At 62.2% G+C, this 14,348-nt stretch carries 13 protein-coding genes and 1 pseudogene; 4 read left to right on the plus strand and 10 right to left on the minus strand.

Going from position 1 to position 14,348, the window contains the following annotated elements; translation table 11 throughout:
* Nucleotides 1–13 precede the first annotated feature (13 nt).
* Nucleotides 14–1,600: an alpha/beta fold hydrolase gene (locus ACZLZY_RS10935; RefSeq protein ID WP_472933936.1), complete on the plus strand. Its 1,587-nt coding sequence runs from the start codon at nt 14–16 to the stop codon at nt 1,598–1,600.
* Between the two features lie 623 nt (nt 1,601–2,223).
* Here the strand turns inward: ACZLZY_RS10935 and ACZLZY_RS10940 are convergent.
* Nucleotides 2,224–3,216, minus strand: a complete 993-nt coding sequence (locus tag ACZLZY_RS10940; RefSeq protein WP_472933937.1) for an aromatic alcohol reductase — start codon at nt 3,214–3,216, stop codon at nt 2,224–2,226.
* A gap of 58 nt (nt 3,217–3,274) precedes the next feature.
* On the opposite strand from ACZLZY_RS10940, the gene ACZLZY_RS10945 reads away from it, so the two are divergent.
* Entirely contained in the window at nt 3,275–3,682 is a 408-nt protein-coding gene (locus ACZLZY_RS10945) for a winged helix-turn-helix transcriptional regulator (RefSeq protein WP_472933938.1), read from the plus strand.
* A gap of 395 nt (nt 3,683–4,077) precedes the next feature.
* Entirely contained in the window at nt 4,078–4,617 is a 540-nt protein-coding gene (locus ACZLZY_RS10950; RefSeq protein ID WP_472933939.1) for a DUF4269 domain-containing protein, read from the plus strand.
* A gap of 318 nt (nt 4,618–4,935) precedes the next feature.
* On the opposite strand, the gene bla is transcribed toward ACZLZY_RS10950, so the two are convergent.
* From bla to ACZLZY_RS10990, 8 genes and pseudogenes are all read right to left on the minus strand, one after another.
* The gene (gene bla / locus ACZLZY_RS10955) at nt 4,936–5,841 is read right to left on the minus strand and encodes a class A beta-lactamase (protein WP_472933940.1); all 906 of its coding nucleotides are present in this window, start codon (nt 5,839–5,841) and stop codon (nt 4,936–4,938) included.
* A gap of 99 nt (nt 5,842–5,940) precedes the next feature.
* A complete protein-coding gene (ampC, locus tag ACZLZY_RS10960) occupies nt 5,941–7,104 on the minus strand; it encodes a class C beta-lactamase (RefSeq protein ID WP_472933941.1) in 1,164 nt (387 codons plus the stop codon).
* Between the two features lie 106 nt (nt 7,105–7,210).
* Nucleotides 7,211–9,268, minus strand: a complete 2,058-nt coding sequence (locus ACZLZY_RS10965) for a prolyl oligopeptidase family serine peptidase (RefSeq protein ID WP_472933942.1) — start codon at nt 9,266–9,268, stop codon at nt 7,211–7,213.
* 176 nt (nt 9,269–9,444) lie between these two features.
* A complete protein-coding gene (locus ACZLZY_RS10970) occupies nt 9,445–9,888 on the minus strand; it encodes a hypothetical protein (RefSeq protein ID WP_472933943.1) in 444 nt (147 codons plus the stop codon).
* A gap of 15 nt (nt 9,889–9,903) precedes the next feature.
* Nucleotides 9,904–10,062: pseudogene (locus ACZLZY_RS10975) on the minus strand (TetR/AcrR family transcriptional regulator); the annotation flags it as partial.
* 70 nt (nt 10,063–10,132) lie between these two features.
* Complete coding sequence (locus ACZLZY_RS10980; RefSeq protein WP_472933944.1) at nt 10,133–10,459, minus strand: hypothetical protein; 327 nt, start codon at nt 10,457–10,459, stop codon at nt 10,133–10,135.
* 750 nt (nt 10,460–11,209) lie between these two features.
* A complete protein-coding gene (locus ACZLZY_RS10985) occupies nt 11,210–11,593 on the minus strand; it encodes a nuclear transport factor 2 family protein (RefSeq protein WP_472933945.1) in 384 nt (127 codons plus the stop codon).
* Between the two features lie 17 nt (nt 11,594–11,610).
* Nucleotides 11,611–12,192: a L,D-transpeptidase gene (locus ACZLZY_RS10990; RefSeq protein WP_472933946.1), complete on the minus strand. Its 582-nt coding sequence runs from the start codon at nt 12,190–12,192 to the stop codon at nt 11,611–11,613.
* Nucleotides 12,193–12,396: 204 nt separating this feature from the next.
* On the opposite strand from ACZLZY_RS10990, the gene ACZLZY_RS10995 reads away from it, so the two are divergent.
* Nucleotides 12,397–13,305, plus strand: a complete 909-nt coding sequence (locus ACZLZY_RS10995; RefSeq protein WP_472933947.1) for a LysR family transcriptional regulator — start codon at nt 12,397–12,399, stop codon at nt 13,303–13,305.
* Nucleotides 13,306–13,431: 126 nt separating this feature from the next.
* On the opposite strand, the gene ACZLZY_RS11000 is transcribed toward ACZLZY_RS10995, so the two are convergent.
* Nucleotides 13,432–14,337 carry a LysR family transcriptional regulator gene (locus ACZLZY_RS11000; RefSeq protein ID WP_472933948.1) on the minus strand — a complete coding sequence of 302 codons (906 nt, stop codon included), beginning with the start codon at nt 14,335–14,337 and terminating at the stop codon, nt 13,432–13,434.
* Nucleotides 14,338–14,348: the final 11 nt, after the last annotated feature.

Genomic DNA, 14,348 nt, shown 5'->3' on the forward strand with positions numbered 1-14,348 from the left:
ATAGGAGAACAAGATGACTCGAAGCATTATGGCTGCCGGATGGTTGCTGCTTACGGGAGTGGTAAGCGCCGTCGCTCAAGAACCACCGGTCGTCAACTCAGGCGTTCCTGCACCCGACTGTACCGCTCGCGTCAACTATGATCGCAATGCCGACCTGCCCGGCTACCGGGACAGTTTAGGGATCTGCCAGCCGTTCACTCCGCTGGGCCAGCTCATCCCCGACGGTTACCAGGGCGACTTCTACACTGACAACTTTACCGACACGAAGATCCGGGAGCGCTGGCAGGCTTGCAAGGCAGATGAAAGCTGCGCCGCAGCCGCACGCAAAGGCGCTCAGAGCTTCGCTCGCGTGGAAACGCGGGACACAGGCACGGTGGACTCCAAGGGCAGGATCGATCCCGAGGGCGATGTTGATCCCGCAGTAATTCGTCGGCCGTCGTATTTCGGCCAATCCCCTTACGCTGAGCCGATTGCAGCGGTCGACCCGCAGACCTTTGTCGTGGAGTTCACGGCGCCCCGGGATGCGCTAGAGCGCGTGCATCTTAAGAAGGACGGCGAGATCAAGCTGCGAGGTTGGTACATCGTCGGAGAGGGCATTACCGCCAGGGACGGCGGTCGAGAACGTGCGCTCGTCGTCATGAACAACGGCGGCGGCAATGAGATCACCGCAATCGACGATACGAGGTCGACGCCCGTCGTGCGAGACGAGGCCACGGGCAAGTTTACCCTTCGCGAGGGGTCCGATGGGCTATCCGAGGAGCCTGGGATGCGTCACTGGCGCGGCTTCGCTGCAGACTTTCACGAAGCGGGCTTCGACGTTCTCGTTACCGATCGCCGCGGCAACGGCATTTCGGGCGGCCTCAATGGGTTCAATACCGCCGAACAGGCGAAGGACATTGTGCGCGAGTTCGAGCAGCTTGCGACTGGAAAAGGTCTTCGGGCGATGGGGCCGAAAGGAGAAGTGCTCGCTGGTTCGAGTGCGGCGACTGCCGTGATGTCTGGCGCCGACATCGCGGCAATGCCGATCGTGCTGATGGGCTACTCGCGCGGCTCGTACACCGTTGCCTATGCAATGCAGAAGAACTTCGTCGAGAACTGCGATCGCGACGTGCCGGACGGGGCATGCGGGCCGGCGCTTGGTCGCTCAAACATCAAGGGCGCCATTCTCTACGGTCCGAACTCCGGAGGGCTCGGCACGCGGCTTGCCGGACACGAAATGATCGAGGCGGCACTGCGCGAAGAGTTTTCGACGACCTATTATCCGGACGGTGCTGTTGCGGCTGGGGTCTCGCGCTGGCCGGCAGTTCAGATCGTGAAAGGAACCTGGGACTACGTCGAAGGGCTGGAGGGAAGCCTCGCTACTTTCAACAAGGCCCGCGGTCTGAAAGATATCTTCGTCTTCCACGGCCCACATCCGCTCGCCACCCAGTCGGATGAGAACATGGCCCTCGCGGGCAAGCGGATGGCGAAGTTTGCAGTCGCCGCCGCGCGAGGCGACGCCGAGATGGAGGGGGCAGCAAGGCCTGCCGACCTTCGAGACGTTGTGCTATCTGCGCCGCCGCAATGGGATACCTCGACAAAGCCGAGCCCTGCGCACTGAGTCCTTCATACAGGTTTAAGTGAACATAGATTAACCTGCGCTGTATTTGCCTCAGAAAGTCCTTTGAAATCGTGGCGAAATAATTATACGGCCCCGCCAACAGTCGCGGGGCCGACGCATCACGGAACAAGACTCAGGCAGTGGGAACACTGCCTATTGTTCGACGGGCACGGCGCAATGATTTCCTGAATGGGAATCTACTTGAGACGAACTCAGCTAACTTGTCTAACTGTCCTGGATTCTTGGATAAACCTTATCTTACCCGATGTGCCGACCGTCAGCCGATGGTCCCGTCCAGCGCGAAAAGGACGTCGTACATCGAGCCGTTGAGTAATCGTCTGTCCCACCTACATCTCTGATGTTGTCCCTTGCTCCCCTTGGCGATTGTTGTGATCGAAGCGATTCGAGACTTCAACAACAATCCCACTTAATCCCTCGTCGTGCATGCCAGCCTAGGCGTATGTTATTTAGGGTGAAAGCCAAGCGGCAGTTATCGAGCAGACCCACCGGGAAGCTGCCATTCAGCTCTCGACCCATCATTGCCGTTTTTAAAGTTCTCACCGTTTCCCTAAAGCGGACACGTTCGAAACGTGGAAGCTCTAGGAATTGGGTGGCGGTGCGCCTTAAGCGAAGTCTTTTGCACCCCACAGGTTTGCATTGATCCAGGCGTCGGTGTCCGTGACCGGGATGGCCTGACGCTCGTTGAACGTTCCGGCCTTGTCCCAGGAGTAGCCCCGGCCCATGGCGAAGGCCGCCCGGTATTTGCGCATCATGTTCGTGGGATCCTGCGCCAGCTCTTCCTTCAGGAAGGGCACGCTCCACTCGGAGCGCTTGAAGGGACGGCCGAGGCTCACCTCCAGTTTGCCGGCAACCTCAGCGTAGGTCACCGTGTCTCCCGCCAGGAAGACGACCTCGTTGCGGATGGTCGGCTCGAAGAACACGATATCCGCGGTCAGCTTCCCGATGTCGTCCGGCGTCGTCAGCGTCACGGCGGTGTCGAGGCTGCCCAGCGCGCGGACCTCGGACTTCTCCAAGTCGACGACGCCGAACTCCGGCTCGAACAGGTAGCTCATGAACATGCCCGTCGAGATGATCACCCACTCGGTCTTGGCCTGCGCCCGCAGGAGCTCACGAACGTCCAACTGAGCGTCGAAGATGTCCTGCGGGCTGCCGCGGCCGATCGCCTCGAAGTCGACGCCGAACTGCCACGGGAAGTAGCGGGGGATCCCTGACTGCAACGCAGCCTTTGCCAGCTTCATCGGCGTGTTGATCCCGGCGGCATAGCCCGCGCACCCGATTACCGTGTCGTAGCGCGAGAACACCAAAGCCAGTTCGTCGACCGAACTGTTCACGAGGTCGCCGACGACGATCTGGATGCCCGCATGGCGGATCGCGGCGACATCGCTCTGCTTGGCGGGCGCGTCGGACTCGACGGCACTTGCTCGCAGCAACACGCTGATCCTGGCCCTGTCGATGCCCTTGGCGCGCCGCGCCAAGTTCAGCAGGACGGGCATGCCAAGCTCGCCGGCGCCCAGCACGAGGATGTTGCGTGACTTCACGTTGGAGACTGCATCGTTCATCGTTCTAACTCGTTTATCGTTGGCGATTGCCGTCATCTGGCATTGCCCAAACGAGTTCGAAAGAAGGTACACGCGTGATCCTGTGAACCAAATCTTGAGCAGAGAAGACGTCCTTCAATACTCCCAAACCGTCTGCGACGGGTTGCGGGAAGACGACGACGGGGTGCGCCGCGAGGTGTTGGCCCATGCTGGAAACCGCTGGTCTCTGGGTGTCATCCACACCCTTGGTGTCTACGGGCGGCTTCGTCATGCGGAGATCAAGCGGCGCATGCACGGTGTTACACAGCGCATGCTGACGCGCACGCTACGCTCATTGGAGCGTGACGGCCTAGTGATCCGAACCGACTTCGGGCAGAACCCGCCGCGGGTCGAGTACGAACTGTCCAAGCGCGGTTTGGAGCTGCTGGTTCGGATGGTGCCCATGTGGACTTGGATCGTCGCGAACGCAGACAGCTTCCGGAACTCTCGAGAATTATTTGATGCTAAGGTCACCGCCGACTGATTGCGCAATTCACCTTGAGCCGAACCTCGATGCGATGCTGGACAGAGGTTCTATCTTCACAAGGATGATAGCAAGGTACCCGATTGGATGACCGCTCACCTAAAGTACGCCCCCGAAGCGGACGGTCCGGAAACCACCCAAGCCGGAAATGATTTGCGATGCCGCCTTGGGCCGAAAGCAGACCGTCCGCTTTCTGAGAGATGGCGCAAAATAGCTGCCTTCCGCAAACGACGTTCTATTGTCGCTCCGAATGACTCGAAGTGTCCGCTGAAACGATTGTCCAAATCGCTCGCAATGCTCTCCGGCCCCATCTGATTGGTCCGATCTTTCCCTCGCTGCCGTGGTTCAGCATTATGTTAAAGCCGACCAATGCTGAACTCGAAGGATGATTTATAGTGAGCCGGTTAAGTTATCAGGACGCCATATCGCGCACGGGCTTGCTTGCAAAATTAGCGGGATACGATCCACGTATTGCTGGTACGCTTCCGTTGGGTCTCGACCTTTCGACTAGCGATATAGACGTCCTTTGCCATGCGCCCGATCCCGATCGTTTCACGGCCGTCGTTTGGAACGCGTTTAGTTCCTGTCAGGACTTCTGCATCTGGCAGTGGGCAACTGCCGACCGACCCGTCGTTGCTGCCTTCCTCGCACATGGCTGGCGGTTCGAAATTTTCGGACAGGCCAAACCCGTAGGCGAGCAGACGGGCTGGCGTCATTTTGCGGCAGAACGGCGCTTGCTTACTCTAGGTGGTCCGCGCCTTTCAGCTTCCGTTATGGCGTTCAGGCAAGATGGTCTAAAGACTGAACCAGCGTTCGCCGCTGCGCTAAAGCTTCGAGGCAACCCATACCAAGCTTTGTTGGAGATGGCTGAGCAAGGAGATGAGGCTCTCATGCTGCTGATCCAGCAGTCGATCAACGCCCCTGAAGTGGCCTGAGATCGTCGCCAACCCGCGCGTTGCGGAAAGACTTGCAACACATCCCAGTGCTCGACATTTTTTTCAGTCTTATACAGCCGGAAGATATCAATCCCTGCATAGTCTTGGTCTTCGGGCCCGTGCTGAAGGCAGTGCAGGACGACATAGCCACCCAGCCACGCCGACGCCAAGGCGCCGGCCGGGTAGGATCTACCTGACCGAACTGGGGTCTGACTGGCGAACGCTCATGCAGCCTCCGAAGCATTCTTCCCTCGAACCGCAATGTTTCATAGCCAAATGGGCGCCGGAAGGTGGCAGGCCGGTCGCACGTGCCAAGGTTCAGGGCCGCAGGTCCTGGACCAAGGCTGCACCGACTTCGGCGATGACGGCACTTCGCTCGTCCAGGGAAAGCTCCGTCCCGGTGAGATAGACGGCGACGACCACGGGTCCTGGCGTCGCGGCGCCGTCTTCCTTCGGCCAGATCACGGCGATCACGCCCCTGGACCCATACCCGCCGGACCCAGTGCGGTCGGCGATCCTCCAGCCGGCCGGCAGGCTTGCGCGCAGGAGCGGTCCTCCCACCTTGTTGGCCACAAGCCAAGCCTCAAGCTGCCGACGAGCCGCATCACCGAGCTCGTCACCGAGCAGCAGGCCGCGCAGGCTGGCGGCGGCTGCCTCAGGACTGGTCGTGTCCCGCACCTCGCCCGGGCCTACGTCGTTAAGATCGGGCTCGAAACGATCGAGCCGTGTGGTGCCGTCGTCGATCGAGCGCATGAACTGCGTCAACGCCTCCGGGCCGCCGGTGTTCTTCAGTATGAAATTGGCGGCGGTGTTGTCGCTCATCGACGTCGCCGCTTCGCAAAATTCGAACAACGTCATCCCGTCGCCGCCGACCCGATCCTTCGTCACCGGCGAGTAGGTGTCGAGTTCGCTTGGCTGGAAGCGCACCCGCTTCTGGATGTCGACCTCGCCCTTGTCGGAAAGGTCAAGCAGATGTGCACAGGCGAAAGCCTTGAAGGTGCTCGCGATGGGAAAGCGCTCGGAGCCCCGATAGGACCAGGTAGCGCCGCTCCCGAGGTCGGTGACGCTGACACCCAGCCTGCCATTGGTTCGCATCTCCAGCGCGGCAACAGTTTTAGAAAGAGCATCGCCGATTTTCGAACCAGCGAGTGCGGGGCGTCCGATCACCGCGGGAGTCGCGATGAGGAGCATGAAGGCAAGAGCAACGCGAGAAGCATCCATCATCTTTGAGTGGCCTTGTTGTTCGTGGTGTGGGGAGCCAATTCCGGCGTTTATCAGGACTCTCCGGCGGGCGGATGCGTCGATGGCGGAGGTCCGCGGCGCCTACCTGATGGCGGACAGAATGGCCCAGGCGGCCTTCACGCGATCTGGGATAGGGTAGTTGCGATTGGCGACGATCACGATGCCCAGGCGCTTCTCCGGCATGAACGCAACGTAGGCGCCAAAGCCGTTCGTCGATCCCGTCTTGTTGACGAAGCGGTCCGGCCGCGGCGGCTGCGGCTGGTCGAGCTTCTCCACCACCTGGGGTTCCAACGTGACGGACGGCGCGTTGACTGCCAGGAGCAGGTCGACAGAGTCCGGCCGGTCATAGATCTCCCAACCGAGCCCCTGCATCGTCTTCCCGAACCGGAAGTACCCAGTCTGTGCCGCGACTACCGCATCGCGCAGGGGTGTTTCAAGTGACGAGGGATCCATCGAGAGTTCGACGAAGCGGATCATGTCGCTCGCCGTTGTCTTGATGCCGTAGGTCTCGGCATCGAGCATTCCCGCCGAGACGCGCGTGGGACGGTCGTCCTTCGAGGTGCCAAGGGCGTACCTATCCTTTTCGCTCTCCGGCACGGTCAGATAGGTGTTCGACAGCCCGAACTGGGGCAGGAAGCTCTTCGTCATGAGGGTATCGAAACCGACGCTTTCGCCTCGGGCCACGGAAAGGCCGAACAGGCCGATGCTCGTGTTGGAGTAAAGGCGCTTCTCTTTCGGGGGATAGCTGGGGCGCCAGTATCTGTAGAAATCGAACATCCCTTGCTCGTCGGTTACCGCGTCTGGAAACTGAAGAGGCAGGCCGCCGGCTGTATAGGTGGCGAGGTCGAGGAGACTGACGCGGTCAAAGTCCGTCCCAGCGAGCTCAGGGAGGAGCTTGGTTGCGGGATCGGAAAGGGAAAGTTTGCCCCTCGCTTCGACGAAGGCTCCGAGGGTCCCGGTGAATGTCTTGGTGAGCGAGCCGACCTCGAACAATGTTCGATCATCGACCGGAAGGCCACTCTCTCGCGATGCCTGCCCATAGTTGAAAACATGGCTCTGGCCACCGACGCTGATCGCGATCGCCATTCCCGGTATCTTGTTCACCTCCATCAGAGGTAGCGCCACCTTGTCCACGATGTCGCGCAGATACGGGGAAGCAGCGGGCTCCGCAGTTGCGCTTCCGGAGATGAGAAAAGCTGTAGCTGCCGCCACCCAACCGACTGCTATGATCCTCGAATTATGCACGGCTATTCCTTCCCGACGACCGCTGTCGCCTTTGGTTTTCAGCTTCTGTGGGTATTTGCACGCCGTTTGGTGCGCGAGAATGATCCGCCGTCGTCGCCTCGCAAGATCACTTCGGGGTCTCGACTCTCAACCCGGTCCATTGGGCGGCAAACGCCCAGATGTCGGCCATCTCCTCGATCACCTTCTGCGTCGGCTTGCCGGCTCCATGTCCCGCGCGCGTATCGAACCGTAGAAGTCGGGGGCGCGGGCCGAGATCCGCAGCTTGAAGGGCCGCGACATACTTGAAGCTGTGCGCTGGGACGACGCGGTCATCCGTGTCGGCGGTGGTTGCGAGGATAGCGGGATAGGTCATGCCCGACCGGATCTTGTGGTAGGGCGAGTAGGACAGGAGATTGCGGAAATCGGCCTCGACGGCTGGGTCGCCGAATTCCTGCGTCCACAGCTGGCCGCCGGTGAAGTGGTCGAAACGCAGCATGTCGAGGACGCCGACAGCGGGGAGCGCTGCCGCGAAGAGATCGGGCCGCTGGTTGACCACGGCGCCGACCAGCAGACCGCCGTTGGAGCCTCCCTGGATGGCGAGTCCATTCGGCGACGTGATCCCGTCTGCTTTCAGGAACTCGGCGGCGGCGATGAAGTCGTCGAAGACGTTCTGCTTGTGCTGGCGCCGCCCGGCATCGTGCCAGGCCTTCCCATACTCGCCGCCGCCCCGGATGTTGGCGACGGCATAGACGCCGCCCTGCTCCACCCAGGCCATGACCTCGGGCGAGTAGAAGGGGACCATGGGAATGCCGAAGCCGCCGTAGCCGGTGAGCACCGTCGGCGCGGGGCCGGCTGTGTCCCGGCGCCGGACGACGAAGATCGGCACCCGTGTCCCGTCCTTGGAGGAATAGAACTGCTGCTCGACAGCGATGTTGTCGAGGTCGACCGCCGCCACCGGTTCGGCCCAGACGGTCCGCGTCCTGGTGGCCGCGTCGAAACGATAGATCGTGGTCGGCGCATCCAGGCTGGTGAAAACGAAGAACACCTCGTCGTCACCGGGGCGGCCACGAAAGGCACCCGCCGTGCCGATGCTTGGAAGGTCCAGCGTGCCGTCGGGTGTCCCGTCCAGTTTGCGAAGGAGAACCTCCGTTTTGGCGTCGACGAGATAGGAGGTGAGCAGCCGGTCGCCGATCAAGGTGGCCTCGAAGAGCGTCGCGCCTTCTCGTTCCCCGACGATGTCGACGGTTCTCGGCTTTGCGTCCGCAAGGTCGAGGGTGACGACCTTTCCGCGCGGGGCACCGTCTTGCGTCGACAGGAAGAGCTTCGTGCCGATATTGCCTGCCAGAGCCCAGCTCTGGTCGACGGTGCCCACGACGGTGCGGGCTGGCCAATCCGGATCCAAGAGATCGACGACGACGAGCGCATTGCCGCCCGTCAGCGCCGTCGAATAGACCACGGCGTAGCGCCCGTCCCTGGTCACGGTGACTGTGTGGATCAGCGGCATCTCCGACGCCGGGGCATACAGGAGCCGATCCTCGGACTGCGGTGTCCCGAGCCGATGGAAATAGACGGCATGCCCGGCCACCTTCGCTTCGAATCCCGCATCTTTTTCGGGCTTGGGATTGCGGGAGTAGAAGAAGCCCGATCCGTTCTTCGCCCAGGCGATGCGCGTGAAGCGTGCCCATTGGATCTCGTCCTCGAGAATCTCGCCGCTCTCGATGTTTAAGACGCGGATAGTGCGCCAGTCCGTGCCGCCTTCCTGCACCGCGTAGGCCAGATGACTTCCGTCTTCCGACGCCGCCCACTCTGCCAGTGCGGTGGCGCCGTCTTCCGACCAGTCGTTGGGATTCAACACGGCACGATCGGCACCCTGAACGCCCTCGCGAACGAAGAGGACGGACTGGTTGTCGAGGCCGGCATTGCGGGTGAAGAAGTATCGCGCGCCACGCTTCTCCGGCACCGTCAGGCGCTCGTGGTCGAAAAGCGCCGTCAGGCGCTGTCGGAAGATATCCCGGCCCGGGAGACCCGCGAGATAGGTTGCAGAGATGGCGTTCTGGGATTTGACCCAAAGGGCAACGTCCGGGTCGTGGCGGGCGTCGTTCTCGAGCCAGCGATAGGGATCAGCGATCGCCGTGCCGAACTTCTGGTCGACGACGTCGCCGCGCTTTGCTTCTGGATAAATCATGGGGGTGTCCTCGTTTGCAATCGCCGGGCCGCCCGAAAGCACCAGGGTCAATGCGAAACAGAATGCGGAAGCGGACCCGGAACGCCGGGTCGGGATCGTTTCCATCGAAGGTCTCCGTTGTTGCGCTGGTCCGCCTTGCCGATGTCGGCAATGCGGTGTCCGGGCGCCCGCCGGCACTACCGTCCGACGGGATCGCAGATCGGCAGGGTGCTCGCCGCCCGGATCGCGGCGGCAAGTTGGTCGGTGGCCTCGGCCTGATCGTAGTGCTGGCCGTCGTTGACGGCAGCCGAACAGATCTCCTCGTCGACGACCCGAATGGCGGCCATGATCATGGCCGTGCAGAGCTTGACGTCGAAATCCCGGGGCGAACGCTTGGCGCGGTCGGCGATGACCGGGACCAGTTCCGCCTCGGCCTGGTGGCAGGCCATCAGCCAGGAGGAGCGTAGGGCCGGCTCCTTCGGAAGCATGGCGATGATGCGCACGACCGCGATCCCGTCGCGAACGAACTGCTCGTCCGCCACGAAGCTGGCGATCGTGGCCTGGAGATAGGCCTCGATCGACAGGCTCCGGGGCCATTTCGCCAGATGCCCGACGAAGCGCAGTTCCGTCGCGAGGAACAAGGGCTCGATGCAGGCTTCCTTTGAGCGGAAGTAGCGCCAGACGGTCCGCTTCGAGAGCCCGGAGGCTGCGGCGATGTCATCACCGGTGGTGCCGTCGACGCCATGCCGGCAGAACAGATCCGCCGCGTGACGGGAAACCGCGAGCCGCGCCTCTTCTGCCTTCGAACGTTCGATGGTGGGCTCCCGTGAATCCGTCGCTTTGCCACCGTGTTCTGACCGGAAACCATCAGACTCTCAAGCACAGCTAGTCACGGTTGTCGTGGCGGCGGTGGCGACGCCGTTCCTCGCGCATCTCCTGCGCGTTGCGCGCGATCTCGGAATGGATGCGGGCCTGCTCGGCGAAACGCAGACCCTCATTGTCCCGACGTTCCTGTTGCCGAAGCATGCACTGGGTGTGTGCCGAAGAACCGTATCGGGCGCCCATGCTGGAGCAGGAACTTTGATCCTCGTTCAGGTTCACCATGCGCTCCTGTTCGGGCGACATGCATCCGGTCAAAGCAATGGCAAGCATGCCGATGCCGCCGATCGAGAAGGCGTGGCGGCTGATGCCGGTCTGGTTGGATAGCTGCATGTGATCACTTTCGGTGGGTGGAGCGAAAGGAATACGTCCCTTGGTCTCTGCGTCTGTGGTGTGGCGACCTCGAAACCGAGAACTAGAGCTCCAGTTAAATTTTCTGTCACTTAATGACAGTTCATATGTCACTTGATGACATTCGACGCAACGGCTTTTTTCCCTCTGCCGCGTTCGGCCGCGGAGATCGGAAGGTGGAAAGCGAGGGCGGAAAGAATGGTTGAGGCTTCTGCGGGCTCCGCAACGGGAGCCACGAAGCCCGGATTGCCAGCGCGTTGTCGGCATCAGTCAGATGCTCGACCTCAGACTAAAAACGTCGGAAGGGACGACGGATTCTGCGTCGGTTCGGCCGATCCAGGACGACAGAAGCACCGGAACGAGCGCAACCAGGACTGCGTTTGCCCAGTTGAGCACCGGATAGCCTGAGCCGCCCGCAATGACGGTGCCGCTGGCCGAGGCCCCGATCGCGTTGTCTCAGGTGAAGATGCCGGTCTTGACGGCCGAAGCGGGATAGATGCGCCCGCCGCCCGAGCGTGGTCCGTCACCAGCTTCTGGATCCGAGGATACTGGCAAAGTCGCGCGCCGGCGGATGGACGTGGCGCACGAGGCCGTCAAGGAAAGCGCCACCTGTGGAAGTGTGAAGGAGGCGACCCGTCAGGAAGAGCGTACTGCACTGCACGATTAAAGCGCTCGTCGGCACGGACGGCTCGATCCAGTTACGGGGCTCAAACGCCCGGCCCAGTGGCTCGACTAGAACATGCCGTTCGGATTTTTCGCACTATCCGGAACGGCTTGCAGCACATCCCAGTGCTCGACGATTTTCCCGCTGGTATCCAAACGGAAGATATCGATCCCGGCATAGTCCTGGTCCCCGGGCCAGTGCTGAAGGCAATGCAGGACGACATATTCACCTTCGGCAATGACCCGCTTGATCTCAACGCGCTTGCCGGGCCACGCCCGTGCCATTTGCTCAAAATATCCGATGAAGGCATCCTTGCCCGTGGCGAGGAGCGGATTGTGCTGGATGTAGTCCGCCCCGACATAGCGCGCGACCGCTTCAGCTGGTCTGCTCTCGTTGAACATCAGCTGGTAGAAGGCGACAACAGCCGCCTTGTTGCGTTCCAGATCTTGCACCCACGTCTCCTAAAGCGTCAGGCCACAGCCTCGCTGCGGATCGGCAGGACAATGGCCTTGCTGCCCTCTCGAACCCGGTCGTACAGGTCGATGATGTCCTGGTTTAGAAGCCGGATGCAGCCGGAGGAAACCTTTGTGCCGATCGTCCATGGCTCCACCGTGCCATGCAGGCGGTAGAGCGTGTCGCGACCGTCGCGGTGCAGGTAAAGGGCGCGGGGACCGAGCGGGTTTCCGGGTCCGCCGGGCAGGCCGTTCCGGAGCGGGCCGTAGCGTTGTGGATCGCGGGCGATCATGTCGGAGGTTGGCGTCCATTTCGGCCACTTCGCCTTCCAGGCGATCGTCGCCTCACCCTGAAAGTTGAAGGCTTCGACCTTGCCAACGCCGACGCCGTACCGCACCGCCCGGCCGTTGCCGAGCACGTACCAGGCAAAGCGCTCGTTCGGATCCACGACCACCGTGCCCGGCTCCTCGTTGGTCGCGTAATCGACCTCCCGGCGCAGGAACTTCGGGTCGACGATCCGCTTCAGATCGATCGCCGGTACAGGGAACGGCTCGCCATCCAGCGCCGCATACATGGCGAGATAAGCGGGATCGATCATGGGTTCTGGCGGCACATAAGACAGCACGGCGGTCGGTTGCTCCGCCATCGTTGCACAGGCCGCGAGAGCAAGAGGCGCTCCGAGCATCAATATCCGTCGATTCATTCTCAATCACCTTTAATGGAAGACTTGAGAGCACCAGATCATCCGTGCATAAACAACGGCTATGCCGGAATGTGACCTATAACCGTTTGGAATGACGCAATGGATTTGACCGCCGCCCTGCGTGCCTTTGCCCGAACAGTGGAGCGCGGGTCGCTGACGGCTGCGGCCCGCGACCTCTCGCTTTCCCAGCCGGCGGTGTCCAAGCATATCGCCAACCTGGAGCATCGCGTGCAGGCACGCCTCCTCGAGCGGTCTGCCCGGAGCGTTCGTCCGACGGCGGAGGGGCAGGCGCTGTATGATGCGAGCCGTTCGGCACTCGCCTCGATCGACGCGGCGGTCGAGGGCTTGCAGGCCGATTCCGGCCGCATCGAGGGGACGATCCGCGTCCACGCCCCGTCCTGTATCGGCGCCAAGCATTTCCACCTGATCGTCATGGCGTTCCAGCGGGATCATCCGAATGTCGCCATCGACCTCGTTCTCGAAAGCCGGACGGTCGACCTCGTGTTCGAGAACTTCGACCTGGCACTCGTCTATGGTCGTCCAGAGGCGCAGGACGTGATCATCCGCCGCCTGGGTCTGGTCCGCCGCATCCTAGTCGCGAGCCCGGCTTTTCTTGCAAAACACGGCCCGATCGACTCCCTTGACCGGCTGTCGCAAGTGCCGTTGATCACGACCCCCCGCTCCCTCACCCCGCAGAACCGCATGGCACTGCTCCGGGACGGCACCCAGACGGAGGTGGATGTCTGGTCGATCCTCCGGACAATCGATGGGCAAGTGATCGAGCGAACATTGCTGGACGGCCATGCGGCAGGCCCCGTCCAGCATCTGCTCATTGCCGAGGATCTGGCGAGTGGCCGGCTTTTGCGCATCTTGCCCGAGTATGAGGTCCGCCCGACCGAAATGTTCCTGGCCTATCCCTCGGTCAAGTTCATGCGCCCGGCAGTCCGCGCCTTTGCGGAGTTTGCTGTCGAACGCCTTTTGAAGATCGAAGGCGTGGATGTTCTTTGAGCCGCAGTTGCTGTCACCTTCGCGCCGTCCGAGCAAAATCGGGCCTCTCGCAGGTTCGGCAACCGCCATTCGAGGTCAGCTTCTCCAGGGGAGGGCCACATTTTCCAGAGGGCGGACCATGACGGTTCAAGCGCCCCAGCCCGTCGAACGTCGCAGAAGAGGCAGCGCATAGTCGATGAAGGCGCGGACGGCACTGCCGTCATCCCGGCGGGGCAGGAAGACCAGGTGCACAGGGATCGGCTCCGGCTCGTAGTCGGGCAGAAGGGCGACGAGGGTCCCCTCCGCGATCTGCCGCTCGACCTGGTAGGACAAGGGGCGCACGATGCCCATGCCCCGCTCGGCGGCCTCGATCGCGGCGCCGACGCCGTTGACCGCCAGTCGGCAGGTGACCCGGACGGAATGGACACGGCGCGCCGGGGCGGATCGGCGATACCGCCACAGCTCCTGAGCGCCGGCCTCATTCAAGCCGATACACCAATGGGCCGCAAGGTCGGAGGGCGAGCCCGGCGGTGGGTGCCGGGCGAGATAGGAAGGCGCAGCGCAGGTCAGCCTGCGCACCTCGCCCATCCGGATCGCCGTCATCGACGAGTCCGGCAGGTTGGCCAGTCGCACGGCGACGTCCACGCCCTCGCCGACAAGGTCGACCACGCGGTTGAGGAGCAGCAGTCGAACCTGCGTGCCGGGATGGGCCGTGAGGAAACCCTCGATCACCGGCAGCACCTTCAGGCGGCCGAAGAGTTCCGGAGCGGTCACCACCACCTTGCCGCGGATTTCGACGTCGGGCGATCGTACATCGAGACGCGCCAGTTCACCCAGTACCGACCTGTAAGCCGCGAGGTGACGTGTACCGGCTTCAGTGACGGAGAAGCGACGCGTCGTGCGCTCCAACAGGCGCTCGCCGGCGACCACCTCGAGGCCCGCGATGGCGCGGGTGACAGACGCCGGAGAGCAACCAAGCGCGCGTGCTGCGGCCGCGAGCGAGCCTGCCTCCACCACGGCCACAAAAACCGACATCGCTTCCAGACGATCCATTGTTCCACCTT

It is taken from the genome of Mesocryomonas lacus (assembly GCF_055730135.2).

Bases quoted from the DNA above. Each gene is read 5' to 3' on its own strand.
- ACZLZY_RS10990 (WP_472933946.1), bottom strand. From the start codon at position 12,192: ATGATCGATCCCGCTTATCTCGCCATGTATGCGGCGCTGGATGGCGAG.
- ACZLZY_RS10940 (WP_472933937.1), bottom strand. From the start codon at position 3,216: ATGACGGCAATCGCCAACGATAAACGAGTTAGAACGATGAACGATGCA.
- ACZLZY_RS10965 (WP_472933942.1), bottom strand. From the start codon at position 9,268: ATGATTTATCCAGAAGCAAAGCGCGGCGACGTCGTCGACCAGAAGTTC.
- ACZLZY_RS10995 (WP_472933947.1), top strand. From the start codon at position 12,397: ATGGATTTGACCGCCGCCCTGCGTGCCTTTGCCCGAACAGTGGAGCGC.
- ACZLZY_RS10980 (WP_472933944.1), bottom strand. From the start codon at position 10,459: ATGCAGCTATCCAACCAGACCGGCATCAGCCGCCACGCCTTCTCGATC.
- ACZLZY_RS11000 (WP_472933948.1), bottom strand. From the start codon at position 14,337: ATGGATCGTCTGGAAGCGATGTCGGTTTTTGTGGCCGTGGTGGAGGCA.
- ACZLZY_RS10935 (WP_472933936.1), top strand. From the start codon at position 14: ATGACTCGAAGCATTATGGCTGCCGGATGGTTGCTGCTTACGGGAGTG.
- bla (WP_472933940.1), bottom strand. From the start codon at position 5,841: ATGATGGATGCTTCTCGCGTTGCTCTTGCCTTCATGCTCCTCATCGCG.